A 26,363-nucleotide genomic window follows, 5' to 3' on the forward strand; every position below is an offset into this window, starting at 1 on the left:
TTTAGTGCGGTGTTAATCATGACACTGGTTGGGTGTCTCTTCTGATTTACTGATTAATAGCTGTTTGAGGAATAATTGTGATCGGGTTGCCAGATCTTATGGGTGTCGATACGGCACTGTTACTCATTCTTACCAGTACCCTTACCTCAATGTTGACGGCCGCCATGGGGATTGGTGGTGGAGTGCTGTTACTCGCCGTGATGGCCACTATTGTGCCACCGGCGGCGCTTATTCCGGTGCATGGCTTAGTGCAGTTAGGCTCGAATGGTAATCGAGCCATACTCACCCGGGAACATATCGATTGGTCACTGCTTCGTTTGTTTTTCGCGGGTGCCGTTATTGGTGCGGTGATCGCCTACTTTGTGGTTGTGCAGCTACCGGTTGAGGTGATTCAGCTTTGCGTGGCGGGTTTTATTTTATTCTTGGTCTGGGGGCCGAAATTGGGCAAGCAAGAGATGCCCCCGGCAGGTTTGCTGCTGGCCGGTGCAGGAACGACATTAATAACCATGTTTGTCGGCGCCACGGGGCCATTAGTAGCGGCCTTTGTTCATCGCTTAGGATATGAGAAATATCGCGTTGTAGCGACTTTTGCAGCCTGTATGACGGCCCAGCATCTGTTGAAGATGTTTGTCTTTGGTTTGATCGGTTTTGCCTTTAGCGATTGGCTACTGCTGATTATCTTGATGATCGCTGGCGGTTTTGCAGGAACTTGGATTGGCTTGCATATCTTGAAGAAAGTACCTGCTGAGCGGTTTCAGCTGATTTTTCGGTTGTTGGTGACCGCGCTGGCGCTACGGTTGGTTTGGCAAGTTTATAGCGGCGTTTAATGACGCCCTGTGGATACTAAAAAGCAGCCGAGATGGCTGCTTTTTTGATCCAAGGTATTAACCTTTTTGGCTTAGTCTAGCTTGCTGAGGTCGCGCACGGCGCCCTTGTCTGCTGAAGTTGCTAGCAGCGCATAGGCTTTCAGTGCTGCAGATACCTTGCGAGGACGGAACTCGACGGGCTTCCAGCCAATGGCATCCTGTTCAGCACGGCGTTGTGCCAGTTCTTCATCGGACAGCAATACATCGATGGTTCGGTTAGGGATATCGATACGGATACGGTCACCATTACGGACTAAGCCGATCGCGCCGCCAGCTGCTGCTTCAGGAGACACATGGCCGATAGATAGACCAGAAGTGCCGCCGGAGAAACGACCATCGGTGAGTAGGGCACACTCTTTACCCAAGCCTTTAGACTTGATGTAAGAGGTTGGGTAAAGCATTTCTTGCATACCCGGACCACCTTTAGGGCCTTCATAGCGCACGATAACCACATCACCCGCTTTAACTTTATCGTCAAGAATATTGGCAACCGCCTCATCCTGAGATTCAGTAATATGGGCTGGGCCTTCAAAGACCAGAATAGATTCATCGACACCGGCAGACTTGACTACGCAGCCATCGACCGCAATGTTGCCGTGTAATACCGCTAAGCCGCCCTCTAGTGAATAGGCGTTCTCGATAGAGCGGATACAGCCATGCTCACGATCGCCATCCAGTGTTGGCCAGCGAGTCGCTTGACTAAAGGCTACTTGAGTTGGAATGCCGGCAGGGCCTGCTTTATAGAACTCCATCACTTCAGGTGATGGGTTGCGCATAATATCCCATTTATCCAGCGCATCTTTCATCGTCGGTGCGTGAACGGTTGGGGTATCTGTGTGCAGTTTGCCAGCCCGGTCGAGTTCACCGAGAATCGCCATGATGCCGCCCGCACGGTGTACGTCTTCAACATGATATTTCGGCGTATTCGGGGCTACCTTACACAGCTGAGGTACAGTGCGTGAGAGGCGGTCAATATCGCTCATGGTGAAGTCGATATTGGCTTCTTGCGCAATCGCCAATAGGTGCAGAATGGTGTTGGTTGAGCCACCCATAGCAATATCGAGGGTCATCGCGTTTTCAAACGCTTTGAAGCCCATTGAGCGAGGCAGTAGCGAGTCGTCATCCTGCTCGTAATAGCGTTTCGCCATCTCAACGATGCTACGGCCCGCTTCCAAGAACAGTCGTTCCCGGTCGGCATGGGTCGCCACAACGGTGCCATTACCCGGCAGGGCAAGGCCCAAGGCCTCGGCAAGACAGTTCATTGAGTTAGCGGTAAACATACCAGAGCATGAACCACAGGTTGGGCAGGCTGAACGTTCAACTGCATCGACCATTTCGTCAGTGCTGTTTGGATCAACCGCTAGCACCATGGCATCAACCAGATCCAGCTTGTGCTCGGATAGTTTGGTTTTGCCCGCTTCCATTGGGCCACCCGAGACAAAAATGACCGGAATATTGAGGCGCATAGCAGCCATCAGCATCCCCGGTGTGATTTTGTCGCAGTTGGAGATACACACCAGTGCGTCGGCACAGTGGGCATTGACCATATATTCAACGGAATCTGCAATGATATCTCGGGATGGCAGAGAATAGAGCATGCCATCATGACCCATGGCGATACCATCATCGATGGCGATGGTATTAAATTCTTTCGCGACCCCGCCCGCCTTTTCGATTTCACGGGCGACCAGCTGACCCATATCTTTCAGGTGAACGTGGCCCGGAACAAACTGCGTGAATGAGTTGGCGATAGCGATAATGGGCTTTTGAAAATCGTCATCCTTCATCCCCGTGGCGCGCCAAAGTGCGCGGGCACCGGCCATATTACGACCTGCGGTGGAGGTCTTGGAGCGATATTGTGGCATGCACAGATCCTCTGCGGTTGAAGTGGGTATGTCTATAAGACCGCCGATTATAGCAAAACTCTGCGCGGTAATACCTAACAATCCTGACAATAAGTGCGTCTGTTTCAGGAAAATGGATCTGATTAGCCCATATCCGGCCGGGTTGATTGAATCGGGTGGCGAGTATCCTGATCGACTATGGGGCTATTGGGCGGCAGCGATTCTTTAGTCTGAAGCATGAATACAAGCCTAAGCAGTACTATTGTTTCGCTTTATAACATCGTATTCTTAACGGATTAACATCCGTGGAGGCAATAATGGAAATCGATAGAAAACAGATACGTTCTGACCGTTGGCTGAAGAGGATGATGCGAACTGGGGTTCCCGTGGCGATAGTCAGCATTTTGTGCCTGTGGTTGGGTCAGCTGATGGCATCTCCGGCACTGGGTAGCGTATTTTTAGTGACGATGCCTATCGCGCTGGTGATTGGTTTTAGTTACAACATTCGTTATGTAATGTTGGCGGTGCGGGCACGACGTCAAGCGGTGGATAAGTCGACCGAGCATGAATGATGTTAGCCAACTAACGGCATCGTTTCCGCTCTTAGAACAGCTAGACGATGCCGGGGTTAAGATTCTGAGCCAAGCAAAGCGGGTGGATCTCCCCGCCGGTCAGGTGGTGTTTCAGCAGGGTAATGCTTGTCATCACTTTATTATCGTAACCTCGGGTGTGGTGAAGGTCTTGGGGCGTAATGCCAATGGCCGGGAGTTGATCCTGTACCGTATCGAAAATCAGGGTACCTGTGTGTTAACCACGTCCTGCTTACTTGGTGGTGAAGCCTATCCTGCTGAAGGCATTACTGAAACAGATGTGACGGCGTTTTTACTGCCCTTGTCTGATTTTCAGCGAGCAATGACGGATTCTTCCGGGCTGCGGCAATTTATCTTTGATTCCTATGGAGAGCGGTTGGCTAAACTGATTACCCTCGTACAGGAGATCGCTTTCGAGCGAATAGAGAAGCGGTTGGCTCGTTATCTGATTGAGCATGTGGGTCCAGGGTCCGTGTTATTACGTTCTCATCAAGAGATCGCGGACGAGCTGGGTACCGCTCGGGAGGTCATCAGTCGACAGCTAAAAGCGTTTGAACAGAAAGAGTGGGTCGCGCTAGGGCGTAATCAGGTACTGTTTCTTAATAAAGGTGCGCTGCGAAATACTGCCCTAGATCATTAAAGTGACACAATCATCGGGCTGTGTGACTTTGTCACAGACTTTAAGCGTAGGACTGACCATACTTTATCCAAACCTGATTGATGAGAGGATAGGAAAATGGATAAGAATATAGGATCTGTGGATAAAGTCGTACGCATTGTCGTAGGTCTCATCCTGATTGCGTTGGTATTTGTTGGTCCTCAAACCCCGTGGGGTTGGATCGGTGTGCCTATCATCGCGATTGCACTGTTTGGCTGGTGTCCGTTATACCGTGTTTTAGGAATCAGCAGCTGCAAAAAATGTGACTCTAAATAATATTTAGATACGGCGTGGATAACACGCGAATGAAGAAAACCGGCTCACAAAGTCGGTTTTTTTTCGCCTGAGTTTTTGTCTTTACAGGTTAGGCTTAAGTTATTTAATCAGATAATCGTTTCAGTGCTGAAGATAAATTCATTGTGATTCAATAGGTTATATTTATAGTGTTTGTAAAGATAGGTAAAGCCCCACACCTGTAAATCTAGTTCAGGATCGGTTCAGTCCTATGACACGACAATGGAAGCCAGACTCCAGTCATAGAGAAGGAGAGTAATCATGAAAAAGATAATTGCATGCAGCCTGATGGCCCTTGGGCTTTTTGCCACCTCAGTGGAGGCCGACTCTCGTTATAAAGAGAACCGCCATCACCAGGATTATGCTCAGGTCATCAAGGTGAAGCCCATCGTGGTGCAATCTGAACGGCGCACTCCTCGGCGGGAATGCTGGGAAGAAGAGGTACGTTATGAAACCCCTCGGCATCAGCGAAAATCCTACACCGCACCGATACTTGGCGGTATTATCGGCGGAGCCATCGGTAATGGCTTAGGTCATGGGCAGGACAATAAAAAGGTGGGGGCTGTCGTCGGCGCGGTGCTCGGTGCATCGATTGGCAATGATATCTCTCATAACCAGCCACGCGGCAATAATGTGAGCTATCGTACGGAAACCCGGTGCAACGTGCAGCACGATGTGGAATATTATGAAACGGTCACCGGTTATAACGTGACATACCGCTATAATGGCCGCACCTATAATACTCGTATGGATCATCATCCGGGTAAGCGGATTCCTGTGCGGGTTAATGTAAGTCCAGTTTCTTAAGAAGCGATCAATCTACGTTGTAAATAATGGGTGATAATAATGTTCAGAGCGTTCTCATATACACTCTTAGCACTGCTGCTGACGATGACGGCAGGCGGTATTGCAACGGCAGGAGTGGCTGAGATAAAGCCTGAATTCAGCGTTGCCTCGATGATGCTGGCCGGCAATGTTGTGTCGTTACAGCAAGCGGCAAAGATGGCAAAGCAGAATCACGGGGGCAAAGTGGTAAAGGCGGAAACACAAAACCGTAATGGCCGATTAGTGCATCATATCCGGTTGATTAATAGTGGCCGTGTTAAAACAGTGCTGATTGATGCAAATACCGGTCAGGAGATATCCCCATAGGGTGGCCTCACCCTCGGTGGACATGGAGTAAATGAATGAAAATACTGGTTATAGAAGATGATAGTGATCTGCGTCGGCAGTTGGTTACAACGCTGCAGGACAGTGGGTACACCGTTGAAGAAGCCGAAGATGGAGAAGAGGGGCTCTATCTGGGGAGTGAGTTTCCTTATGATCTCGCTGTAGTGGATATCGGTTTGCCGAAAATGTCTGGGGTTGATGTTATTCGCCGTTGGCGTAAGGGCAGTATTAACTTCCCTGTCATTATTTTAACGGCTCGGGGTGACTGGCAAGATAAGGTCGAAGGTTTAGAGGCGGGAGCTGATGACTATCTCGTTAAGCCGTTTCATATCGAAGAGCTTATGGCGCGTTTGAATGCGCTGCTGCGTCGGGCGGCGGGGCATGCGAAACCGATGCTCGAGTTTGGCCCTTTAAAGCTCGATAGCAGTGGTCGTAATGTTTATCTCAATGAAGTTACGGTTAAGCTCACCAGCTATGAATATCGTACCCTCGAATATTTGATGCTGAATGCCGGAAAAGTGATCTCCAAGAGTGAGTTGACTGAGCATCTGTATCATCAGGATTTTGACCGGGACAGTAATGTTTTAGAGGTTTTTATTCGCCGTTTGCGACAGAAACTTGATCCACAGCAGTCTTTGCAACCGATTGCGACTGTGCGTGGGCTTGGCTATCGCTTCGATCTTCCCGCTGGAGCTGTTGACACCGTATGATGCCTAGAGCGCTTCGCGCCCGTCTAATGCTGGCCTCTTTGCTGTTACTTCCGGTGTTTTTTGGACTCACTGGTTTTGCTTTGCAGCAGGCGTTTCACCATAGCTTAGAGGCGGCGGAAGAGGAGAGACTAAAGCTACAGGTCTATTTGATTCTGGGGGCCGCCGAGTTGCGAGGGGATCGGATTATGATCCCTGACGATTTGCAGGAGCCGCGCTATAACCAAGTTGAGTCGGGGCTCTATGGTTTTCTGAATGACGGCAATGACATGCTGGTGTGGTATTCCGAATCGGCCAAGCTCATCACCGATGCGTTGCTTGAGAAGCTTGATGCCGAAGGCTTGAGTACTGGTGAGTCACGCTTCTATCGATTGCCCGAGCACAATATGTTTGTCTATCAGTTTGCATTGTTATGGGAGATCGCCGGGCGCGAACATAACTATGTATTCACCGTGCTGGAATCCGATAGCGCCGTCAAAACGGAACAACATGCCTTCAATACCCGCTTATGGGGCTGGCTCAGTGCTGCGATTTTCCTTTTTTTACTGGTGGAAACGGCACTTATTCGTTGGGGGCTTAAGCCTTTAACTCGCTTGGCTGGGGATCTTAAGCGCATTGAGCTTGGGCAGAGTGATAAGCTCACCGGCGAATATCCCAGCGAAGTACAGGCGGTTACCGATAACCTTAACCTGTTGATTGTTAATGAGCGGCTGCAACGAGAACGCTATCGCAATACTTTAGGTGATTTGGCCCACAGTCTTAAAACGCCATTAGCGGTTATCCGGGGCGCTAGTCAAGAGAAGCTGAGCTTTGATGACTATCAGGCCTTAGTGACTGAACAAGCCGACCGGATGGATCAAATTGTTCAATATCAACTTTCCCGAGCGGTTAAGAGCCAGGGACGAACCTTGGCGCAAAAAACGCCGGTCGCGCCCTTGATTGAGCGCATGACGGCGGCTTTGAATAAGGTCTATCGTGATAAGCAGATCGAGATAACACTTCAGCTCGAGGGCGATTACCAGCTACCGGCGGATGAGCGTGACCTGATGGAGTTGCTGGGCAATATTCTCGAGAACGCCTTTAAGTATGGGCATCATCAAGTGGCTGTTAGCTTCAGTAACGGCGGCGGGATGCTGCAGATCGATATTGCCGATGATGGCGAGGGAGTCTCCCCGGAACTGCGCCAAACGATTCTTAAGCGGGGCGAGCGGGCGGATACCTCCGCACCGGGACAAGGGATTGGTTTATCGGTGGCGGTGGATATTCTCAGTAGCTACGACGGCGAGCTGGCAATAGGTGAATCAATATTAGGTGGCGCGTTGTTTTCGATCAGAATGCCATTAAATTAGCGTTTCGCCCCTGAATAGCCGCTTTGGATGATGATTAAAGCGGCTTAGAGAACGCTTTAGAGTTGCGCTGAAAGTTATACATCTCTTGTTTGCGGTTGGGCAGGCTGCTGATCTCGGTTGGCTCAAAGCCGCGTTCGATAAACCAGTGGGCGGTCCGGGTTGTTAAGACAAACAAGCGGTTAAGCTGTTGTGCCCGAGCAGCCGCTTCGATCGCGTGTAGTAGGGATTCTCCGCGTTCACCACCCCGATACTCCGGCGATATCGCAACGCAGGCCAGTTCTCCTATCTGTTCCTCATGAAATGGATAGAGGGCGGCGCAGCCGACAATGGCGCCATCGAGGGCGACCACGGTAAATTGATTGATCTCTGCTTCCAGTAATTCCCGAGAGCGACGAACCAGAATGCCGGCTTCCTCCATGGGGCGGATAAGTTCCAAAATACCGCCCACATCTTCAATGGTGGCAGGCCTTACTTGTTCGTAAGACTGCTCGATCACCATGGTGCCGATACCGTTACGGCTGAACAGTTCTGATACTAATGCGCCGTCTTCACGATAACTAATTAAGTGGCTGCGGGCGACACCGTGGCGGGAGGCTTTAACCGCCGCCTGAAGGTGACGACAAAGTTCTGAGGGGACTTGATCCGGAGCGCTATGTTTAGTCATATACTGGCTTACCAGCCGTTCTGCCGTATCGGCCAGTAGCTCTGATCGCAGGACTTCAGTGCTGTCACGTACCCCACCATTTTCGCCGAACAGGATTAGCTTATCAGCATCAAGGCTGATGGCTACTTGAGTCGCTACATCTTCAACGGCTAGATTGAAAATCTCCCCGGTGGGTGAATAGCCGAGATGTGACAACAGCACGATATTATTCATGCTGAGTTGCTGGCGGATCGCTTCTTGATCAATCCGTCGCACTTCGCCGGTATGGCAAAGGTCAACACCGTTATAGACCCCAAATGGGCGCGCGGTGACGAAATTGCCGCTACAAACACGAATCTTTGCACCATGCATCGGCGAATTAGCAAGGCCCATGGAGAGCTTGGCTTCTATTTCGGTACGCAGGCTGGCGGCTGATTCGATGACATAACGTAAGGTCTCAGTATCGGTGACGCGCAGGTGGTGATGAACTCGGTCGACTATGTTTTGTTCTTCTAGGCGCGCCCCGATTTGAGGTCGTGAACCATGGATCAAAACTAGCTTGACCCCGAGGCTGTTGAGCAGAGCGATATCGTGAATGATGTTGGCAAAATTAGGATCGGCGAGCGCTTCTCCTCCTAACATCAGAACGAAAGTTTTCCCCCGGTGAGCGTTGATATAGGGGGAGCTGTGACGGAACCAGTTTACGTATTGGTTGCTATCATTATTCACGATTAAAAACAGTACCTTGCAATCAGTTGTTCTAATACCGCTACTGTAGGCTTAATCTGATCAAAAGCCAAATATTCATCCGGCTGGTGGGCTTGATCGATTGAACCGGGCCCCATCACAATGGTATCCATGCCTAAATCCTGCATAAACGGCGCTTCCGTGCCGAAAGCCACTGCCTCAGCCTGATAGCCAGTTAACTTTTCAGCGCTACGAACCAGCTCCGAATGTTTATCGTTGCTAAACGGGCGCACTTCGGGGAACAAAGGAGAGGTCGAAATAGAGACGCCAAACTGGTTTTCCAGCGGTTGTAAGCGTTGACTAATGGCTTCTCGTAACAGATCGGCAGACATGCCGGGTAATGGGCGCAGATCAAATTCGAGTTCGCAGGCACCGCAGATACGATTGGGGTTATCACCGCCATGAATGCAGCCGAGATTGAGGGTCGGTACCGATACTTTGAAATCGCTGTTTTGATAATCTCGCTGGAGTTCCTGCCGAAAGCTGATTAATTGGCCCAGCACCGAATGCATCGCTTCGAGTGCACTGGCGCCCAATGCCGGATCGGATGAGTGACCGGCGGTGCCTTTTATTTTAACCTGCTCCATCATAATGCCTTTATGCATATAGATCGGTCGTAAGCTGGTGGGTTCGCCAATCACGGCATAGCGTGCTTTAGGACGGCCAGCTTCGGCTAGCGCTCGTGCGCCATTCATGGAGCTTTCTTCATCGGCGGTCGCCAAGATGATGAGAGGGTGTTGCAATGTTTGATCAACGAATTTGCGTGCGGCTTCAATAGCGATGGGAAAGAACCCTTTCATGTCACAGGTACCGAGGCCGTAGAAACGATTGTTTTTTTCAGTCAGTTTAAAGGGATCGCTGCTCCATCGTTCCGCATTAAATGGCACGGTATCGGTATGCCCTGCTAGCACTAAACCACCGGGGCCGCTGCCGAGGGTGGCGATAAGATTCGCTTTTTCGGGGTGTCCGGGGAGCGGCATAATCTCGGTGTGAAATCCTAAGCCTGACAACCATTGCTCGAGCTTTTCAATCACGGCCAAATTGCTCTGATCCCAATGTGCCGCCGTACAGCTCACAGAGGGGGTAGCGATCAGTTCGGTCAGCATGGTGAGCAACTCGGGCGTGGCAGGGCGCATGGCAATATCCGTTTATTATTAAGTTATGCGGTTATTGTGCAGCTTTTAAGGGCAATATAAAAGACGGTAATATCGGTGGGCTTTTAAAAAGAAAACCCCGCAATTTGCGGGGTTTGTACGTTTGTCTAACTGGATGGTTTTAGGTAACCGAGGTTATCGAGCGGGTTTGCTGCAACCCGATTGTCCCTCATCGACAGACACGAATTAGATCCGTGTTAGCCAGCCATGCTTATCTTCAGCTTTGCCCCACTGGATGTCGTTCAGGGCTTGGCGCAATTTAACCGTTGTCGCACCAATGCCGCCGTCACCCACGGGATAGTCTTTGCCATTATGAATCAGTGTGCCAACAGGCGTCAGTACGGCGGCGGTGCCGGACAGTGCTGCTTCACAACCGGGCTTAGCGGCCCGCTCAAGCAATTCATCGATGGTGAGTTGGCGTTCTTGAACGTCCATGCCGAGATCCCGAGCAAGAGTCAAGATTGAATCACGAGTTACGCCGTGCAAAAAGCTTTCGTCCAGTGCTTTGGTAATGACCTGATTGCCATCAATTAACAGGAAGTTGGCGGCACCGGTTTCCTGTACATCACCATTGGGGCAGAACAGCACCTGATCCGCATTGAACTCTTGTTTGGCTTTCATGATGGGACGCAGAGCACTGGCGTAGTTGCCGCCACTCTTGATCATACCCATATGGGCCGCGCAACGAGCGCCATTTTCTTCCAGCAACAGGCGTAGGGTGGTATCGCCCCCTGCAAAGTAATCGCCAACCGGGGACAATAAAATATATTGGCACGAGGTCACGGATGGGGAGGCTGCTTTACCAATAGCCGGCTCGGTACCGAAGTGAGTCGGACGGATATACATCGAACCTGGAGGCTCGGGCACTTCGTCTTTATAGCGGCTTACGATATCGATGATCATCTGTTCCGTTGCCGCTTTGTCGATTGCCGGCAGTGCCAGTAGCTCACTGCTTTGTGTGAATCGCGCGATATTACGGTCCATACGGAAGATATTGATCGATCCGTCTGCATGACGGAATGCTTTAAGGCCCTCAAAGCAGGTGCTGGAATAGTGCAGTACATGAGCCCCAGGGTGCAGTTGTAGGCTTTCGCTACTGACGATCTCTGATTTGCTCCAGCTATTGCCGTCAAACCAGGAGATTGCCATTTCCGGTACAAACACAGTTCCAAAAGCTGCCATTGGTTACCTCGAACATATAAAAATTGATGGGTCTGAGTAGATTGATCTGTTGCACGCAGCGTGATTCAGAGAATTTTCAGGCTAACGATTGTAATCAGCAAACGCGAAAAAGGGAATCGGCTACCCAATAATAAAATCAGTGAAAGGGCAGAAAAGTTACTCTATGTTGATATAAATGAGGCGATTCTGCTGTCTGCGGGTGCTAAGCGAAAGCAGCCGATGGGTGACGTGTTAACGAGAAATGCTATACTGCGCCTTTATAAAATATCCTCTTTGGCCGACAGGGATCCCTTGAAAGTTCTGATTGTGAAAACCTCATCCATGGGGGATGTTATCCACACGCTGCCCGCATTGACCGATGCGGTTAAGGCGATTCCGGGAATCCGTTTTGATTGGGTGGTGGAAGAAGCCTTTGCGGAAATTCCGAGCTGGCATGCGGCGGTCGATCGCGTTATTCCGGTGGCTATTCGCCGTTGGCGTAAAAATCTTTGGCAAACCTTTACCAGCGGTGAGTGGCAACGCTATCGTCAGTCGCTATCGGCGACAAACTACGATTTGGTGATTGATGCGCAAGGGTTGTTAAAAAGTGCGATGTTGGTGACTCGCTATAGTCGAGGTGTGAGCTGTGGTTATGATAAAGCTTCGGTGAGAGAGTTGCTGGCCGCCCATTTTTATCAGCGTCGCTATCATGTTGATAAACAGCAGCATGCGGTGGAGCGCACTCGGCAGTTATTTGCGCAAGCATTGGGTTATGAACTTGAAGGTCGTGGTGATTTTGCGATTCGTCAGCACTTTATGGCTGATCAGCATGACGGGACGAATTATCTGGTGTTTTTACATAGCACTACCCGTTTTGATAAGCACTGGCCAGAAGCGTATTGGTTGGAACTGATCGCTAAAGCGACTGCGGCTGGTTGGATTATTAAGTTACCTTGGGGTAATGCTAACGAGAAGGCGCGGGCAGAAAGGCTGGCCCAAGGTCAAAGTGGCGTTGAGGTGTTAGCTAAACTTAATCTTGCTCAGGTGACTCAGGTATTAGCCGGCGCGGCGGCCTGTGTTTCCGTTGATACTGGTTTATCTCATATGGCAGCAGCCCTTGATCGCCCTAACGTGATCCTCTTTGGTCCTACCGATCCTGGGCTTGTTGGCGGCTATGGTAAAGATCAAATTTGCCTCGAAGCGTCCCAGCAACAGTCGAGCGGTCGAATGGTTGAGCCCGCTGTGTTTGCCGACCTTACGCCAGATATTGTGTGGCAGACGCTGACCTCACAATGTTTTTACTCTGAGGATTAGTCTGTGCCCTGCTCTGTGTATTTCGTCTCTACTCTGTTGCACCTGTTTACCGCGACCGCCATTGCCGGCGAGCGTAAAAATGAAACAGCGGTCTTGGTGTTTATTGATCAGCCCGAAGGAGCAACGCCGCAAATTGTGACGCTAGTTCAACAATGGAAACTATCCCCTTTTGCTGAACAACACCTGTTTTTTGGCCGTCTAAAAGGAGGACTGAGTAAGCTTAAAAAGCGACGGCGTCTTTTTCATAATCTTAAAGCGTTGATTGAACGTTTAGCGCCGGATCATCTTTTTGTTGGTAATGATCGTCGCATCGAGTTTCAGTACGCCATGCATATTGCTAGCTCACAGGGTAAAACGGTGACCGGGCATTATATGGATGAGGGTACTTTTACCTATGTTGGTCGAGAAGCCTCTAGTGGCGTGGGTGATGTTATAGTCGATAACCTGCTGAAAAAAATGTTTTATGGTCTGTGGTGGCGGAATCCCGTTACGGTAGGGGCTTCCGGTTGGATAAACGAGATCCATGTGGCTTTTCCCGAGCTAATAGATAGCCGTCTTCATGCCAAAGAAAAGCATTGTCTTTCCGCCGCGAGCTTTCAAGCGGATGCGCTGCAGCAGTTATCACAGATGATGTTACAGGTGAACGGTGTTACTAAAGAACAGATTCATGGGCTGGATGTGCTAATCACGCTTCCTCATGAATCGTTGTTTGAAAAAAACACCGGTTACAGAGACAAGATTTTAGCGCTTATTGACGGTCTAGAAGGTAGCATTGCCGTTAAGTATCACCCTCGTAATAGTGGTGAAGATGCGCTTAATTTGCAGCCCTTAGGCATAAAGTTGTTACCGTCATCAATTAGTTATGAAGCGATTCTGCCTTTATTAAGTAGTGACGTTACGGTGGTGGGTGATGTTTCCTCAACCCTGTTGTTAACCCGGTGGTTGAGGCCGGAGATTAAGACTGTCTCCTATCGTAATGGCACCGAGAACAAGAAGTTTGAACAGTTGTTCCATGATCTTAATATTGAAGTGCTTTAATCCGTGAGGCTGGCACTCTTTATACGGCATGAAGGTTATAGTGAGCTTGTTAGAAATTATGAGAGCATAATATGATTGTTATTGGTTTTTATACAACAGATCCCGTCTATAGCTCAGCTTATAAATTACTGGCTCGTTCATTGGATCGGCTAGGGCATAAGTACGATTTTCATAGTTTCCCACCAAGCGAGTGGAAAACGATGACTGATTTGAAACCAAGAATCATATTGGAAAGTCTTAACAAGTATAAAGAGCCTGTTTTGTATATCGATGCTGATGCTTTTGTGCATGAAAACCTTGATGAGCACTTCAGTAGCATGGCGTGTGATATGGCGGTTAACTTTATCGATAAAAAAGAAGGGGGTGAAGAGCTTCTCTCCGGCACAATTTATTTCGATTACAATGATAAAGTTATTGAATTTATTGAGTTGTGGATTAGCTTGATTGAGCGTAATCCTGAACTTATCGATCAGCAAAACTTACAGAAAGCGGTTGAGGATTATGACCACGGTTTAAAAATTCATCGTATGTCTTCTGCATATACCTATATATTTGACCGGCAGTATGATGAGGTAGATAAACCTATTATTGAACACCTTCAGGCGAGTCGAGAAATATATTGCCGCAATGAAATGGGTGGTTTTAAAAACAAACTTAAGAAGTTTTTCGGTCTAAAAGTTAGTAAAGAAGAGTTGCTGAAACGACGCCATGTACGCTTAGCTGAACTTGAAAAAATAATTGCCGAACAATAACCAAAGCCGCTTAAACTAATAAATCAGAGAACTGATAGGCTATTCTGATAATACTTATTGTTCTTCCATCGGCCTTGCTGCATAGAAGTTATATGATGATAAAGAAAATACTCGTGGTAAAAATGTCCTCTTTGGGAGATCTGCTGCATACGATGCCTGCGGTGAGTGATGCTTTAGAGAATGTCGATGGTTTGCAGATTGATTGGCTTTGTGAAGAACCTTTTGTTGATATTGCCCGGTTGCACCCTGGCGTGAGGGTTGTCCCTCATGGCCGATTGCGTTGGAAGAAACGTCGCTTGGCTTTTGCAACGCTGAAAGAGCAGTGGTTGTTTTATAAGTCATTGAGACAGCAGCGTTATGATCTTGTGATCGATGCTCAGGGGCGAATTAAGTCTGCACGAGTAGCTTGGTTATCCGGTGCTCCGGTTTACGGGCCTGATAAAAATAGTGCCACCGATTCAGAAACAAGAATGTTTTATAAGCAGGGGGTGGCAACTCAATCGGTTGATAATGCGGTTGATAAAGTCCGTCTGCTTTTTGCTAAGTCTTTAGGTTATGAGCTCTCTGGCCCCGCTCAATTCGGCATTGATGCTGAGAAGCTAGCTCCATGCCCTGAGCAATGGCAGGGGCAGTATATTTTCTTACATGGCACTACCTGGCAATCAAAGCATTGGCCAGAGAGCGAATGGATTCGTCTTCTTGAGCTTGCAAGAGATAAGCGTCAGGGGGTGTTGTTACCCTGGGCGAACGAAGAAGAAAAAAGTCGTGCCGAGAGAGTTGTTCGTCAGGCTCGCTGGGGTGAAGTATTGCCCAAAATGCCGCTATGGGAACTATGCGGTATTATTGCAAGAAGTCGCGGGGCTGTTGGTGTTGATACCGGCTTAATGCATGTCGCAGCGGCAATGGAGGTTCCAACCGTGTCGATCTTTGGAAGTACCAGCGTTGCTCTGACCGGTGCACAGGGGAAAAACGTGACAAACTTACAAGCTAAGTTTGAGTGCTCTCCTTGTAGAGAGAAAGTTTGTCCTCGTCCTGAAAATGGTGTTCCCCCTTGTTACGGCAGTTTACCGGGTGATGTTATTTGGCAGGCATTGCAGACGTTAATTAGCAGTAGTGGCCGCTAATTTCATTAACTAAAAATAGTGTAGAAAGGTCGTCAGATATAGGTTAGGTCGAATGTGACAAAGTGTCTAATTATCGATGGTTTTTCTGAGAATTTATATGGTTTTTTTGATGGAGTTGGTATGGTTATTGTTCGTTTGATTGGAGGTCTTGGTAACCAACTCTTTCAGTATGCGTATGCGTTGTCTTTAGTTAAGAAGGGCTACGATGTAAAGTTGGATACATCAGCATTTGATACCTATACATTGCATGGTGGCTACAGTCTTAACCATTATAATAAGCTGGTTGATAATGCCTCTTCGGAAGAGGTGACAGCAATGACTCATATCGGCTTTGGTAAAAAGTTGATGCGACAGTTGCAAGGCAAGAAGAGCCGGCCTGTTACCAAGGAAGCAAACTCCGCATTTGATGAGAAAATGCTATCTCCTGAGGATAATCATTATTTGGTCGGTTATTTTCAGAGTGAGAGATACTTTCAAAAAATAAGAGGTGAGTTATTAGAGTCTCTGGTGTTACAGGAATCTCTTTCAGATTACACAAAACAAACACTTGATAGTATAAATAAATCTGAAGTTAGTGTGTCTGTTCATATTCGTCGAGGTGATTATGTTACTAACGCTGAAGCACTTAAAACCCATGGTGTATGTTCTTTAGATTATTATCAACAGGCGGTAGCGTTAGTTAATGCTAAGTTTGATAATGTCTCATATTATATTTTTTCTGATGATATTGGTTGGGTTAAAAACAATCTTATTATTGATAATGCTTTCTATATTGACTCAGAAGAAGAACGTTTTTCCGGTGAAGATGTGTTTTTGATGAGTCAGTGCGATCATAATGTGATAGCGAATAGCTCTTTTAGTTGGTGGGGCGCTTGGCTCAACACGCATGTAGATAAACTCATCGTGGCACCCAAAAATTGGTATGCCGATGAACAGAAACAGTATTTAAGTAAAATGATGATTCCTCGTGACTGGGTTCAGGTTTAGGTAATGAATATGGTAAGTTCTCCTCTAGTGTCAGTGATAATTCCTGTCTATAACGGCGCCGCGTATATTGCTGAAGCGGTAGAGTCTATACTGAGTCAGACGTATGAAAATATAGAAATCATTATCATTAATGATGGCTCTACTGATAATAGTCTCGATATTGTTAAGGGTTTCTGTTCGGATAAGATTAAAATTATTGTCAATGAATGTAATATCGGTCTTGCTGCTACAAGAAATAGAGGATTAAAAGCGGCTGAGGGGAAATATATTGCCTTGATGGATGGTGACGATGTGAGCTTTCCTAATCGGTTATCCGCACAGGTTAACCTCTTAGAAAAGCATCCTGATGTTGGCTTGGTTAGCTCTCATTTCATCACCTTTGAAGAGGATCTGAAGACGGGCAAGCAGAGCGTTAAAAAGGTTCCTCTCGACTCCGATTACATCGCTGCCCGGTTGCCATTTCAAAGTGTTATCTGCTGCCCTTCAGCGATGATGCGTACCGCTGTTTTGAATGACCATAACCTACTCTTCAATGAAACACTCAAAGTGAGTGAGGACTGGGATCTTTGGTATCGAATGAGCCAAGTCGCTAAAGTCTCAAATGTGGATGAAATTCTGCTTTATTATCGCAAGCATGGGAACAACCTTTCTAAAAAGCGTGAAGAGATGTATAGACATAAAATTATGCTTATTCAGAAGAGCTTTCTTGATAATGGTTTTGATATAAAAGATCTTTTTGATGTCGACTATCGCTTTAAAGGGCTTGCTGAATTTAAAATTTTTATATCTATTGTTAGTCAGTTACTCGAGAAAAATAGCACTACGGGCAAGTTTGTTGAGGAGCATTTTATCTCCTCATGTGCCTATGTCTTATATGAACTGTATAAGCTGAATTTAGGTAAGCTAGGCTACGTTGCTTATGATGAGTTACGATCATCATCTTTATTTAGCCATATGGATATTGTACTTAAATATCGAGTTAAACATTATATCTTGGGTAAATGGGCTAGATTGAACGCTTAAGTTTAGTGTTAAATACCAAAAGTGTGTGTTAATAAAGCCCATGTTAAGAATGCATAGGGCTTATTGGCTGATGCGGTTATCTATTTTGATCTTTTGTAAATATTATCACCACGAACCGGCGCTGTTTTAAAACGCTTATGAACCCACATATATTGTGATGGGGCTTTTCGTATGCCTGCTTCAATGGCTTCGTTAATTAAAGCGGCATCAACTTCTTCAGAGCCCGACGGGAATCCTGCAACCTCGCTACATTCGAGAATATAACCTGAGTTGTCTGGTTTTCGCCAGCAGTCGAGTTTAATCAAGGGTGATCCATTCAAGCTATGCATCTTTGTCGTCGCCAGCGTTGTGGCGGCAGGTTGACCAAAAAAGGGTGCAAAAGTAGCGTTTCTTCGTCCTAAGTCTTGATCGGGTGCATACCAGATACAGTGATTATTGCGCATGGCCCGCAGCATTTGCCGGGTTTTCTTCCGCTCAACCGGGAAGCTGAAGCGTTGTCGGCCTCGGGTGAAGAACCACTCGAGCATGGGGTTATCATGCTTTCTGTAAAGGGTACTGCAGGGGGTTCCATGCAGCGAGAAAAGCAGCCCCGCAAGGTCAAGGCAGGAGAAATGCCAGCCCATCAATATGACGCCGTTACCTTTCGCCAGTTGTTGATCTAATAGTTCAAAGTTACGAAATTCTGTTCGTTGGCGAAAAAAATCCACATCTTTCCAATAGGCCCAACCGGTTTCAATAAGTCCTATGCCATTGTTTTCAAAAACCTCGATAACTCGTTGGTTCTGTTGTTCTGGCGAGAGTTCTGGAAAACAGAGGCGTATATTGACTTCGGTGATGTGTCTGCGGGTCTTCATAAGACGGTATAACAAACGACCAATTTTTTTCCCCAACCCGAGTCCCCAAGGGAATGGCAGCGCAGAAAAAAAACGTAAAAGGCCGATACTAACCCAAATAAGCCAGTACTTAGGCGCTAGAAAATCAGACCAGGACTGCGTGTTTTTACTTGAATTCAAGAGTGCTCCTAAAGTGATCTTGTCTCAATGCTGAACAATGATAGGCTCTTAAGCTCTTAGCAGAGCACATAGTTGCTGGCACTTATTGGCGAGCCTTCGTTTTAGTGTTCTTTTGTACGGTCGGAGTTCTATATCGACCTGTGGGCTAGACGGTGAGTTTGCTGAACGCTCTATCTCTTTGACAATATTTGCTGCTGGGTTGTATTTATTAAGTACTAAATTTCGAGCTTCAATTATCGCGGGCAGTCTTTTTTCCCATTCATTGCTTTCGATTGCTTTTTGAATGATGTCTAAGGCTTCTTCAGGTTTGTTGATATCGATAAGTATGTAAGATTCAGCAGGGAAGTAACTATCAATATTTGTGCAACCGTAATAAATGGGCAAAGTATAAGCAAGAAAGCAATCGGCTAGTTTTTCAGTCCAGTAATCATCTTGAGATTCGTTTTCTACGGCTAAAGAGTATCGATGGCCTACTAATGCATCCCATTTGTCCTCGATATATTGAATACCGGAACCAAAAAGTGAGAGTTCTAAGTTTGATGCCCTGATGAAATCAAGAAACTCAAGTCTGCGCTTATGTCCTGGATAACTGCTTTTCGTGCTGGTTATCCATGAGATATCATTGGCTTTTTCAGGTATTTCCATTGAGCTGAGTTCATCGTAGGTTTTATCCACATGCCAGGTTAGCATTGGATAGGACCTGACATATTTTGCTGCATCGTTGGTCAAGTAATGCGTGTAGACGCGGCTGTACTGCTCTTGGTTATCAATCATCCAATCATGGCTATGGAAAACGAAAGGCTCTTGAGTAACCTGCCAGACATTTTCTTTCGCACAATGAATATAGCGGCTTTTTTTACCCACTCGGTTAAATACTATCGCATAGTCACAGGGGCCATCTTCTTCACATATGAAGGTGTGTTCGTTCCAGTTCCCGGTGTTTGTTGTAGACGAACGCTGGTAGCTAGGAAGGTGCTTTAGTAAGTTTAAGTTACCTTCGTTTTGAAATATGCGAATCGTTGCCATGAGATACTCTGATCATTTAACGTTGGGTTCGGTAACCTTAGCTCATCTTAGCTGGGCGTTATGCTTTGATGAACCATAATATTCTTCAGCCTCTATCGATTGATATCTTTATGGCGGCGCTAGCCACACCTACAAAGACATCTTTATATCCCAAATGTATCCAGATACTGTAAAATCAGGCAATTATAATGTTCGTGCTCAAGGAACACTAGCATCTAGTCGGATCAGCTTTACTGGTTGTGAGGCTTGATGGTGTTTGTTTCGGGGGTGATAGTGAATCAATAAGAGCTTTCTTATTTGTGAAAAAAGATAACAGCGTACAGGTTTATCTACGCCTGCTGCAGTATGTCAAAAAGTATTGGGCGCCCTTTCTGGTCAGTGTGGTCGGTTTCGCTATTTATGCCGGCTCACAGACAGCTTCGGCTAAGTGGCTTGAGGCGTTTGTTGACACCGTTGGCTCGGGACAGTTAGACAACCGCGGCGTGCTGGCGTTGGCGGTGTTAGGGATCTTCTTTATTCGGGGCTTAGGCACCTTCTTAGGCAACTATGGCCTGTCCTATGTTGCCCGGTTTGTAGTGCATGATTTACGCACCGATCTGTTCAAACATCTATTACTTCTACCTAGCAGTTACTTCCATCAGCACTCCAGTGGTGAATTACTGGCTAAACTGACCTACAACGTTGAGCAGGTGACAGGGGCGGCAACCAATGCGCTTAAAGTGGCGATCCGTGAAGGGTTTACGGTACTTGGCTTGTTTGGCTATATGCTTTACCTCAATTGGAAATTAACCCTATTGTTCTTGGTGATCGGGCCTGTGGTGGGAGTGGTGGTGGGTTTTGCTGCCCGCCGTATGCGTGGTATTAGTGGGCATGTACAGAAAAGCGTGGGGGATATTACCTCGTCGGCTTCAGAAGCGATCAAAGGCTATCAGGTTGTACGGATCTTTGGTGCGACGGACCTAGAAATTGATCGCTTTACGAAAGTCAGTCAGCAGAATCGTCGCCAAGTGATGAAAATGGTGGTGACTCAGTCAGTCACTACGCCGGTAGTGCAAATGATGGTGGCGGGTGTCATTGCGCTAATGACCTTTTTAGCAATGGACCCTGAGTTGATCAAAGAGATGTCCACGGGGCAGTTTATTGCCTTTATCTCAGCGGCGGCATTGATGGCAAAACCGGTGCGCTCATTAACCGAGATCAGCAGTATGGTGCAGCAGGGGCTCGCGGCCTCTGAAAGTGTCTTTGAGGTTGTCGATACTCCGCCGGAAAAAGATACTGGGTTACATGATCCTGATAGCGTTAAGGGTGCGCTGGAAATAAGAGATCTAGGGTTTAGTTACGAGGCCGATGGCCAGAAAGTACTCGATAATATTAATCTGAATATTCAACCGGGTGAAACCATTGCCTTGGTAGGCAAGTCCGGCAGTGGCAAGTCGACTCTGGCCGGGTTATTGCCGCGCTTTTATGATGTTACTGAGGGGGAAATCCTCCTCGATGGGCAAAATATACAAGAGTATAAATTGACCAGTTTACGGCGTCAGATCGCGCTAGTGAATCAGCAGGTGATTTTGTTTAATGGCACCATCGCCGAAAATATTGCCTACGGCAGCATGGCTGGCTGCTCCCGAGATATGATTGAAGCGGCAGCAGAAGCCGCCCACGTGGCGGAGTTTGTGCAACACCTGCCGGATGGCTTGGACACCATGGTCGGTGAGAATGGCGTGTTATTGTCCGGCGGACAACGACAGCGAATTGCGATCGCCCGTGCGATTCTTAAAGATGCACCGATTTTAATTCTCGATGAGGCAACTTCAGCGCTGGATACCGAATCTGAGCGTCATATTCAGGATGCCTTGGAAAATGTGATGCAGGGGCGTACCACCTTGGTGATCGCTCACCGCTTGTCGACCATTGAGAATGCTGACCGTATTTTGGTGATGGAAGCGGGCCGGATTGTCGAGCAAGGTTCGCATGCCGAGTTATTACTGCAACAAGGCATCTATGCCAATTTGCACCGGTTACAGTTTTCTGAAGCCGCTGTAGTCACCGACACAGAGATAGAACAATCTTCCGATCAGGAGCCCGCACAATGAAATTGGTAATGCCTCGATTAAATACAGCACAGGTGTTGGTGGTGGGCGATCTGATGCTGGACCGCTATTGGCACGGACCGACATCGCGCATCTCTCCGGAAGCGCCGGTGCCGGTGGTAAAAGTCGATCAACGGGAGGATCGTCCAGGCGGCGCGGCCAACGTGGCATTGAATATCACCGCCCTCGGTGGTGGTGTGTCATTAGTAGGTATTGTGGGAGAGGATGAAGCCGGGCAGGCATTACAGCAGCAGCTAGAGTCGGCGCGGGTGAATTGCCAGTTCTGTCATAGCCAGCAAGAGCCTACGATCACTAAATTGCGGGTGCTGAGTCGCCATCAACAATTGATTCGGCTGGATTTTGAAGAGCGCTTTAGTGCCGATCATAGAGCGTTAGTACAGCAGCAGGTCGAAGCGTTGTTAGGGAACGTCGGCGTGTTGGTATTATCCGATTACGATAAGGGCACACTCAGTGATCCTCAAAGCCTGATCCATGCTGCCCGCAAGGTCGGTGTGCCGGTGCTAGTCGATCCTAAGGGAACCGATTTTGAACGCTACCGTGGGGCGACATTGTTGACGCCGAATATGGGTGAGTTCGAAGCGGTGGTTGGAGTCTGTCAATTGGAACAGGAATTGGTCGAAAAGGCTCAGTTGTTGGTGCAACAGCTTGGGCTCGAGGCCATACTGGTGACGCGCAGTGAGAAGGGTATGACCCTGATTAAACCGGGCCAGAATGAAATCCATTTTCCTGCCCATGCCCGTGAGGTCTTTGATGTTACCGGTGCAGGCGATACGGTGATCTCTACGTTGGCCACCGCGCTGGCGGCCGGTGAAAGTCTTGAGGTCGCAACCGGTTTGGCCAATATTGCCGCGGCTATTGTGGTGGGTAAGTTGGGAACGGCGGCGATCAGTGGGCCGGAACTACGGCGGGCCGTGAATCAGGCGCAGGGCTCCGAACGGGGTGTAGTGACCGACGAACAACTTTTAATTGCGTTGGCTGATGCCCGAGCGGCCGGTGAAAAGATCGTTTTCACCAATGGTTGTTTTGATATCTTACATGCTGGGCATGTCGGCTATCTTGAGCAGGCAAGGGCTCAGGGAGATCGGCTGGTATTAGCGATTAACGATGATGAATCGGTGCGACGACTGAAAGGGGAAGGTCGTCCGATTAATCCCGTCGAGCGCCGTAAAGCGGTGCTAGCGGGGCTTGAAGCGGTCGATTGGGTGGTCAGCTTTGCTGAGGATACCCCCGAGCGTTTACTGGAGCAGGTTCGTCCAGAAATTCTGGTGAAGGGCGGCGACTATGGTCTTGATGGTGTGGTCGGTGGCGAGTTTGTGCGCAGCTATGGCGGCGAGGTGAAGGTGTTGTCCTTTCTCGATAACTGCTCCACCACGGCGATCGTGGAGAAGATTCAGGGCCACTAAACCAACACTGAGTCCTGTCTTATTTGCTTAAACTAAAACGGTGTGGCGGGCTAGGCAGTCGGCCACCGCGCTGACGTTAGCCCGCAGGTGATCGGGATTTATCGTACCGATAATGGCACTGCTCACGCCGGGGTGTCCTAGCACTAAATCAAAGCTGGCGCGCACCGGATCTGTTGTTAGCCCCTGAGTGATATGTCCTGAGGCCAGCGCTTTTTTGATAAAAATCCCTTTTTGTTGTGCTAAGGCATAGTCGATAACCGGCAGCTCTTCTTGCTGATTTAAGTTGTAAGTGATCATCGCGATATCCGACTGTTTTAGGGTTTCAATCCCTCCCTCTACCGTCTTGGTCGACATTCCCCCCGCCCGAATTTTGCCCTCAGCTTTGAGTTGTTCAAGCTGTTGCAGCACGCCGTCCTGCTGAATAAGTTTTAGATCGTTGCCGTCAGAATGCACTAACAGGATATCGATCACATCGGTGTTGAGTCGTTGTAGGCTTCGCTCGACGCTGAAACGGATATGTTCGGGGCTAAAGTCAAAGTGTGACTGACCGGTATGCGGGTCAAATTCTTCCCCTACTTTGCTGCAGATGAGCCAATCATTTCGCTGATTTTTTAACAGTTGGCCTAGCCGTATCTCGCTATTGCCGTAGGCCGGTGCGGTATCCAGCAGGTTGATGCCAAGCGCTTTGCTGATATCCAGCAGATAACGTGCGGCAGTGTCATCGGGAATAGTAAACTGATCTGGATATTTAACGCCTTTATCACGCCCGAGTTTGACCGTGCCAAGTCCAATGGGGCTGACCTGTAAGTCGGTGCCGGCAATCTGTCTAAGGCTTAGCAAAATAGCGTCTCCCAGACCGGCTGTGCGATAGCGGGACGAGGCAGTTGCTCAAGTATGGCGGTATCGGCGCAGTACTGAGGGGTAATCTGCTGCTGGTTCAGCATGGCAAGAATCTGATCGGCAAGATCGGGGGCCAGAGCCAGTTTAGTAGGCCAACTGACAATGCAGTTTTCTCTCGCTTGGGCAAAGGCAGAATCGGGGCGGGTGAGGGATGATTGCTTGGGTTCTGCTCGGTTAATATGGAAACTAGCCCAGCGAGGGTTTTTCAATTTTATCCAAGGGAGTAGTTCTGCGATTAACTTCTCGGCTTTTTGAATCTGTTGTGCCGCTGGTAGGTTAACCCCGGTTTCCGCGATATCGCCCCCGAGATACCATACCTGTTCACCATTGTTTGTCGGGTGTGTGGTGATAGTGACCACTGGCTTACTACCGGTGCTGATACAGTGGGCAAAGGTGGGCAGCGGGCTTTCATGACGTACCATTACCATGTGTAACGGTCGGCGCTGCATCTGCGGTTGGTCTATCTGTAACTGTTGCAGGAGCGCCTCGGTGCCTTCTCCGGCGGTGGTGATATAGCGTTGGGCTTCGATACGTAACTGTGGCAGTTGGAGCGCTTGGATACCGTTATCTGTCGAGTCAAACTGAATATCCTCAGCCGTGACTTTGATAATACGTTGCAACAGTGGTTTTGCCAGCGCGTCGATGACCGATGGCACATCCAGCACAATCTCATTCAGTTTATAGAGGTTGCCGCGAAACTTAGGGTCCTTGAAAACCAGCGGGCGTTCATCGGCGCTGATGGTTTCCACCCGACCTTTTAGGGCCTTGCTGGCAAAGAAAGTAGTCATTTTTGAGCCTAAGGAGGCTTTAGACCACATATAATGCGCTTCAGAGAGAATCTTGGCGGCACTTAGGTCCAGCTCTCCTTGTCCGTCAATACAGGCGCGCCAACGGGAGGGCATATCGGCAATACTGCTGGAGGCTTGAGTCAGCACTCCATTGAGCGCATATTTTGTACCGCCATGAATAATACCTTGGGAACGAACCGACTGAGCGCCGCCGAGGTCGCCGGTTTCCAGCAATAGCGCGTCAAATCCCTGTTGCTGAGCGCGGTTGAGTAGCCACAGGCCAGCGATACCGCCCCCCAGAATGACTAGATCTGTCTTTATCGTTTGCATGAAGTATTCCGCCGGTTAACAGCGGTCATTATACCTTCGGTATCACAGGCTGATAATGGTAAACTGATGTTTTATGTCTGGAATTCGTTTATCTCCATGGCCCGATTGTTATATTCGCTATTATTTTACTGCCTGACACCGCTTATCTTGCTGAAGCTTTGGCAGCGTGGACGTCAGAGTCCGGCTTATCGTCGTCGCTGGAGGGAGCGATTTGGCTTTGTGCCCCGTTGCATCGGCGAACGGCCGATCTGGGTCCATGCGGTGTCCTTTGGCGAAACCATGGCGATTATTCCGCTAGTTGAAAGGCTACTGGCGGAGAATCCACAGATACCGGTCTTTATCACCAGTATGACGCCCACCGGTAGTGAGTGTGTCACGACTCATTTTGGCGATCGGGTCGGCCATGCATATTGTCCCTATGATCTGCCTGATGCGCTAAGTCGCTTTCATCGTCGTGTCCAACCCCGCAGTTGTGTGATTGTCGAAACCGAACTCTGGCCCAATCTTATCCACAGTTGTGCAACACGAGCGGTGCCGGTGTTGGTGACTAATGCGCGCTTATCGGAGCGCTCGGCGGTGGGTTATCAGCGCTTTAAATGGCTGACCAAACCCATGCTGCAAGAGATCAGCGTGATTGCGGTGCAAAATCAGACCGATAGTGCGCGTTTTATGGCGCTGGGTGTTGCCGATAAAGCATTGCAGGTGACCGGCAGTATTAAGTTTGATATCGCTGTGTCGGAGCATATGGATGAGGCGGAAACACTACGGGCTGCTTGGGGAGCTGATCGACCGGTGATCATTGGCGCTAGCACCCATGAGGATGAAGAGGCTCAGTTGCTCGAGGTTTTTACTAACCTACAGTCCCGTTATCATAATCTGTTATTAATTTTGGTGCCCCGTCATCCCGAGCGTTTTACGACGATCTATGATCAGAGTGTTAAAGCGGGTTTTCGCACCTATCGGCGCAGTGTGTCGGCGCCTAGTGTTGATTGCGAGGTCTATTTGGGCGATACCATGGGCGAGTTAATGATGCTCTATAGTGCCGCGGATATCGTATTTGTCGGTGGTAGTTTGATCGAGCGAGGCGGCCATAATCCACTGGAACCTGCCGTGTTAGCTAAGCCGGTGCTGATGGGGCCGCATGTGTATAATTTCCAGCATATCGTTGCGACTATGGAGCAAGAGTTAGCGCTACAGGTAGTTAGCGACGCGCAAGGGTTGCAACAGGTGTTGGCCGAACTGCTGGATCACCCGGAACATGCCCGGGCGATGGGGGTGCGAGGGCGCAACTATATTGATGCTAATCGCGGGGCGCTGGATCAGCAATTGGCCTTGCTTAAGCAACAAGCGGGGATTCAGTGAGCGGCCACG

General features: G+C 48.6%; 25 protein-coding genes. 17 read left to right on the forward strand and 8 right to left on the reverse strand.

The features are described from left to right. Nucleotides 1–77 precede the first annotated feature (77 nt). Nucleotides 78–827 carry a sulfite exporter TauE/SafE family protein gene (locus ACN0T0_RS12905; RefSeq protein WP_417226691.1) on the forward strand — a complete coding sequence of 250 codons (750 nt, stop codon included), beginning with the start codon at nt 78–80 and terminating at the stop codon, nt 825–827. Between the two features lie 71 nt (nt 828–898). Here ACN0T0_RS12905 and ilvD read toward each other — a convergent pair whose 3' ends face one another. After that, complete coding sequence (gene ilvD / locus ACN0T0_RS12910) at nt 899–2,731, reverse strand: dihydroxy-acid dehydratase (protein ID WP_417226693.1); 1,833 nt, start codon at nt 2,729–2,731, stop codon at nt 899–901. A gap of 296 nt (nt 2,732–3,027) precedes the next feature. Between ilvD and ACN0T0_RS12915 the strand changes: the two genes are divergently transcribed. From ACN0T0_RS12915 to ACN0T0_RS12945, 7 genes are all read left to right on the forward strand, one after another. Further along, nucleotides 3,028–3,282: a hypothetical protein gene (locus tag ACN0T0_RS12915; protein ID WP_417226695.1), complete on the forward strand. Its 255-nt coding sequence runs from the start codon at nt 3,028–3,030 to the stop codon at nt 3,280–3,282. After that, nucleotides 3,275–3,940: a Crp/Fnr family transcriptional regulator gene (locus ACN0T0_RS12920; protein ID WP_417226697.1), complete on the forward strand. Its 666-nt coding sequence runs from the start codon at nt 3,275–3,277 to the stop codon at nt 3,938–3,940. The genes ACN0T0_RS12915 and ACN0T0_RS12920 overlap by 8 nt, the downstream gene beginning before the upstream one ends. 96 nt (nt 3,941–4,036) lie before the next feature. After that, the gene (locus ACN0T0_RS12925) at nt 4,037–4,234 is read left to right on the forward strand and encodes a DUF2892 domain-containing protein (protein ID WP_417226698.1); all 198 of its coding nucleotides are present in this window, start codon (nt 4,037–4,039) and stop codon (nt 4,232–4,234) included. A gap of 279 nt (nt 4,235–4,513) precedes the next feature. Next, nucleotides 4,514–5,059, forward strand: coding sequence for a glycine zipper 2TM domain-containing protein (locus tag ACN0T0_RS12930; protein WP_417226700.1), 546 nt, complete (start codon nt 4,514–4,516; stop codon nt 5,057–5,059). Nucleotides 5,060–5,098: 39 nt separating this feature from the next. Continuing rightward, the gene (locus ACN0T0_RS12935) at nt 5,099–5,404 is read left to right on the forward strand and encodes a PepSY domain-containing protein (RefSeq protein ID WP_417226702.1); all 306 of its coding nucleotides are present in this window, start codon (nt 5,099–5,101) and stop codon (nt 5,402–5,404) included. 35 nt (nt 5,405–5,439) lie between these two features. Continuing rightward, nucleotides 5,440–6,132, forward strand: a complete 693-nt coding sequence (locus tag ACN0T0_RS12940; RefSeq protein ID WP_417226704.1) for a response regulator transcription factor — start codon at nt 5,440–5,442, stop codon at nt 6,130–6,132. After that, nucleotides 6,129–7,478 (forward strand): ATP-binding protein, encoded by a 1,350-nt coding sequence (locus tag ACN0T0_RS12945; RefSeq protein ID WP_417226706.1) that lies wholly within the window; start codon nt 6,129–6,131, stop codon nt 7,476–7,478. Before ACN0T0_RS12940 ends, ACN0T0_RS12945 begins: the two co-directional genes overlap by 4 nt. Before the next feature lie 34 nt (nt 7,479–7,512). On the opposite strand, the gene argA is transcribed toward ACN0T0_RS12945, so the two are convergent. The 3 genes from argA to ACN0T0_RS12960 all read right to left on the reverse strand — a co-directional run bounded on the left by argA (nt 7,513) and on the right by ACN0T0_RS12960 (nt 11,204). Then, nucleotides 7,513–8,850, reverse strand: coding sequence for an amino-acid N-acetyltransferase (gene argA / locus ACN0T0_RS12950; protein WP_417226708.1), 1,338 nt, complete (start codon nt 8,848–8,850; stop codon nt 7,513–7,515). A 2-nt stretch (nt 8,851–8,852) separates the two neighbouring features. Further along, a complete protein-coding gene (gene argE, locus ACN0T0_RS12955) occupies nt 8,853–10,004 on the reverse strand; it encodes an acetylornithine deacetylase (RefSeq protein WP_417226710.1) in 1,152 nt (383 codons plus the stop codon). 204 nt (nt 10,005–10,208) lie between these two features. Then, the gene (locus ACN0T0_RS12960; RefSeq protein ID WP_417226712.1) at nt 10,209–11,204 is read right to left on the reverse strand and encodes a branched-chain amino acid aminotransferase; all 996 of its coding nucleotides are present in this window, start codon (nt 11,202–11,204) and stop codon (nt 10,209–10,211) included. A gap of 291 nt (nt 11,205–11,495) precedes the next feature. Here ACN0T0_RS12960 and rfaC point away from each other — a divergent pair, with 291 nt between their 5' ends. The 6 genes from rfaC (at nt 11,496) to ACN0T0_RS12990 (ending at nt 17,421) form a co-directional block, all read left to right on the forward strand. Then, the gene (rfaC, locus tag ACN0T0_RS12965) at nt 11,496–12,497 is read left to right on the forward strand and encodes a lipopolysaccharide heptosyltransferase RfaC (RefSeq protein ID WP_417226714.1); all 1,002 of its coding nucleotides are present in this window, start codon (nt 11,496–11,498) and stop codon (nt 12,495–12,497) included. Between the two features lie 3 nt (nt 12,498–12,500). Beyond that, a complete protein-coding gene (locus tag ACN0T0_RS12970; protein WP_417226716.1) occupies nt 12,501–13,535 on the forward strand; it encodes a polysialyltransferase family glycosyltransferase in 1,035 nt (344 codons plus the stop codon). Nucleotides 13,536–13,606: 71 nt separating this feature from the next. Then, the gene (locus ACN0T0_RS12975) at nt 13,607–14,287 is read left to right on the forward strand and encodes a putative nucleotide-diphospho-sugar transferase (RefSeq protein ID WP_417226718.1); all 681 of its coding nucleotides are present in this window, start codon (nt 13,607–13,609) and stop codon (nt 14,285–14,287) included. 92 nt (nt 14,288–14,379) lie between these two features. Further along, a complete protein-coding gene (gene waaC, locus ACN0T0_RS12980) occupies nt 14,380–15,411 on the forward strand; it encodes a lipopolysaccharide heptosyltransferase I (RefSeq protein ID WP_417226720.1) in 1,032 nt (343 codons plus the stop codon). A 120-nt stretch (nt 15,412–15,531) separates the two neighbouring features. After that, nucleotides 15,532–16,398: an alpha-1,2-fucosyltransferase gene (locus ACN0T0_RS12985; RefSeq protein WP_417226722.1), complete on the forward strand. Its 867-nt coding sequence runs from the start codon at nt 15,532–15,534 to the stop codon at nt 16,396–16,398. A gap of 3 nt (nt 16,399–16,401) precedes the next feature. Then, entirely contained in the window at nt 16,402–17,421 is a 1,020-nt protein-coding gene (locus ACN0T0_RS12990) for a glycosyltransferase family 2 protein (protein WP_417226724.1), read from the forward strand. A gap of 80 nt (nt 17,422–17,501) precedes the next feature. On the opposite strand, the gene ACN0T0_RS12995 is transcribed toward ACN0T0_RS12990, so the two are convergent. After that, nucleotides 17,502–18,434 carry a lysophospholipid acyltransferase family protein gene (locus ACN0T0_RS12995; protein ID WP_417226726.1) on the reverse strand — a complete coding sequence of 311 codons (933 nt, stop codon included), beginning with the start codon at nt 18,432–18,434 and terminating at the stop codon, nt 17,502–17,504. 48 nt (nt 18,435–18,482) lie between these two features. Further along, the gene (locus tag ACN0T0_RS13000) at nt 18,483–19,460 is read right to left on the reverse strand and encodes a glycosyltransferase family 10 domain-containing protein (RefSeq protein WP_417226728.1); all 978 of its coding nucleotides are present in this window, start codon (nt 19,458–19,460) and stop codon (nt 18,483–18,485) included. A 299-nt stretch (nt 19,461–19,759) separates the two neighbouring features. On the opposite strand from ACN0T0_RS13000, the gene msbA reads away from it, so the two are divergent. Both msbA and hldE read left to right on the forward strand, forming a co-directional pair. Next, nucleotides 19,760–21,553, forward strand: coding sequence for a lipid A export permease/ATP-binding protein MsbA (gene msbA / locus ACN0T0_RS13005; protein ID WP_417226730.1), 1,794 nt, complete (start codon nt 19,760–19,762; stop codon nt 21,551–21,553). Then, nucleotides 21,550–22,974: a bifunctional D-glycero-beta-D-manno-heptose-7-phosphate kinase/D-glycero-beta-D-manno-heptose 1-phosphate adenylyltransferase HldE gene (gene hldE / locus ACN0T0_RS13010; protein WP_417226732.1), complete on the forward strand. Its 1,425-nt coding sequence runs from the start codon at nt 21,550–21,552 to the stop codon at nt 22,972–22,974. Before msbA ends, hldE begins: the two co-directional genes overlap by 4 nt. A 27-nt stretch (nt 22,975–23,001) precedes the next feature. On the opposite strand, the gene ACN0T0_RS13015 is transcribed toward hldE, so the two are convergent. Both ACN0T0_RS13015 and ACN0T0_RS13020 read right to left on the reverse strand, forming a co-directional pair. Further along, on the reverse strand, nt 23,002–23,814 hold the full coding sequence (locus ACN0T0_RS13015) for an aldo/keto reductase (RefSeq protein ID WP_417226734.1): 813 nt from the start codon (nt 23,812–23,814) through the stop codon (nt 23,002–23,004). Further along, nucleotides 23,808–24,992: an NAD(P)/FAD-dependent oxidoreductase gene (locus tag ACN0T0_RS13020; protein ID WP_417226736.1), complete on the reverse strand. Its 1,185-nt coding sequence runs from the start codon at nt 24,990–24,992 to the stop codon at nt 23,808–23,810. Before ACN0T0_RS13020 ends, ACN0T0_RS13015 begins: the two co-directional genes overlap by 7 nt. Nucleotides 24,993–25,058: 66 nt before the next feature. Here ACN0T0_RS13020 and waaA point away from each other — a divergent pair, with 66 nt between their 5' ends. Continuing rightward, nucleotides 25,059–26,354 (forward strand): lipid IV(A) 3-deoxy-D-manno-octulosonic acid transferase, encoded by a 1,296-nt coding sequence (gene waaA, locus ACN0T0_RS13025; RefSeq protein WP_417226738.1) that lies wholly within the window; start codon nt 25,059–25,061, stop codon nt 26,352–26,354. Nucleotides 26,355–26,363: the final 9 nt, after the last annotated feature.

It is taken from the genome of Amphritea sp. (assembly GCF_048266285.1).
Lineage (GTDB): Bacteria > Pseudomonadota > Gammaproteobacteria > Pseudomonadales > Balneatricaceae > Amphritea.

Coding starts and splice junctions, on each gene's coding strand:
- ilvD (WP_417226693.1), bottom strand. CDS start 2,731: ATGCCACAATATCGCTCCAAGACCTCCACCGCAGGTCGTAATATGGCC.
- ACN0T0_RS12915 (WP_417226695.1), top strand. CDS start 3,028: ATGGAAATCGATAGAAAACAGATACGTTCTGACCGTTGGCTGAAGAGG.
- ACN0T0_RS12920 (WP_417226697.1), top strand. CDS start 3,275: ATGAATGATGTTAGCCAACTAACGGCATCGTTTCCGCTCTTAGAACAG.
- ACN0T0_RS12925 (WP_417226698.1), top strand. CDS start 4,037: ATGGATAAGAATATAGGATCTGTGGATAAAGTCGTACGCATTGTCGTA.
- ACN0T0_RS12930 (WP_417226700.1), top strand. CDS start 4,514: ATGAAAAAGATAATTGCATGCAGCCTGATGGCCCTTGGGCTTTTTGCC.
- ACN0T0_RS12935 (WP_417226702.1), top strand. CDS start 5,099: ATGTTCAGAGCGTTCTCATATACACTCTTAGCACTGCTGCTGACGATG.
- ACN0T0_RS12940 (WP_417226704.1), top strand. CDS start 5,440: ATGAAAATACTGGTTATAGAAGATGATAGTGATCTGCGTCGGCAGTTG.
- ACN0T0_RS12945 (WP_417226706.1), top strand. CDS start 6,129: ATGATGCCTAGAGCGCTTCGCGCCCGTCTAATGCTGGCCTCTTTGCTG.
- argE (WP_417226710.1), bottom strand. CDS start 10,004: ATGCGCCCTGCCACGCCCGAGTTGCTCACCATGCTGACCGAACTGATC.
- ACN0T0_RS12960 (WP_417226712.1), bottom strand. CDS start 11,204: ATGGCAGCTTTTGGAACTGTGTTTGTACCGGAAATGGCAATCTCCTGG.
- ACN0T0_RS12975 (WP_417226718.1), top strand. CDS start 13,607: ATGATTGTTATTGGTTTTTATACAACAGATCCCGTCTATAGCTCAGCT.
- waaC (WP_417226720.1), top strand. CDS start 14,380: ATGATGATAAAGAAAATACTCGTGGTAAAAATGTCCTCTTTGGGAGAT.
- ACN0T0_RS12985 (WP_417226722.1), top strand. CDS start 15,532: ATGGTTATTGTTCGTTTGATTGGAGGTCTTGGTAACCAACTCTTTCAG.
- ACN0T0_RS12990 (WP_417226724.1), top strand. CDS start 16,402: ATGAATATGGTAAGTTCTCCTCTAGTGTCAGTGATAATTCCTGTCTAT.
- ACN0T0_RS13000 (WP_417226728.1), bottom strand. CDS start 19,460: ATGGCAACGATTCGCATATTTCAAAACGAAGGTAACTTAAACTTACTA.
- hldE (WP_417226732.1), top strand. CDS start 21,550: ATGAAATTGGTAATGCCTCGATTAAATACAGCACAGGTGTTGGTGGTG.
- ACN0T0_RS13020 (WP_417226736.1), bottom strand. CDS start 24,992: ATGCAAACGATAAAGACAGATCTAGTCATTCTGGGGGGCGGTATCGCT.
- waaA (WP_417226738.1), top strand. CDS start 25,059: ATGTTTTATGTCTGGAATTCGTTTATCTCCATGGCCCGATTGTTATAT.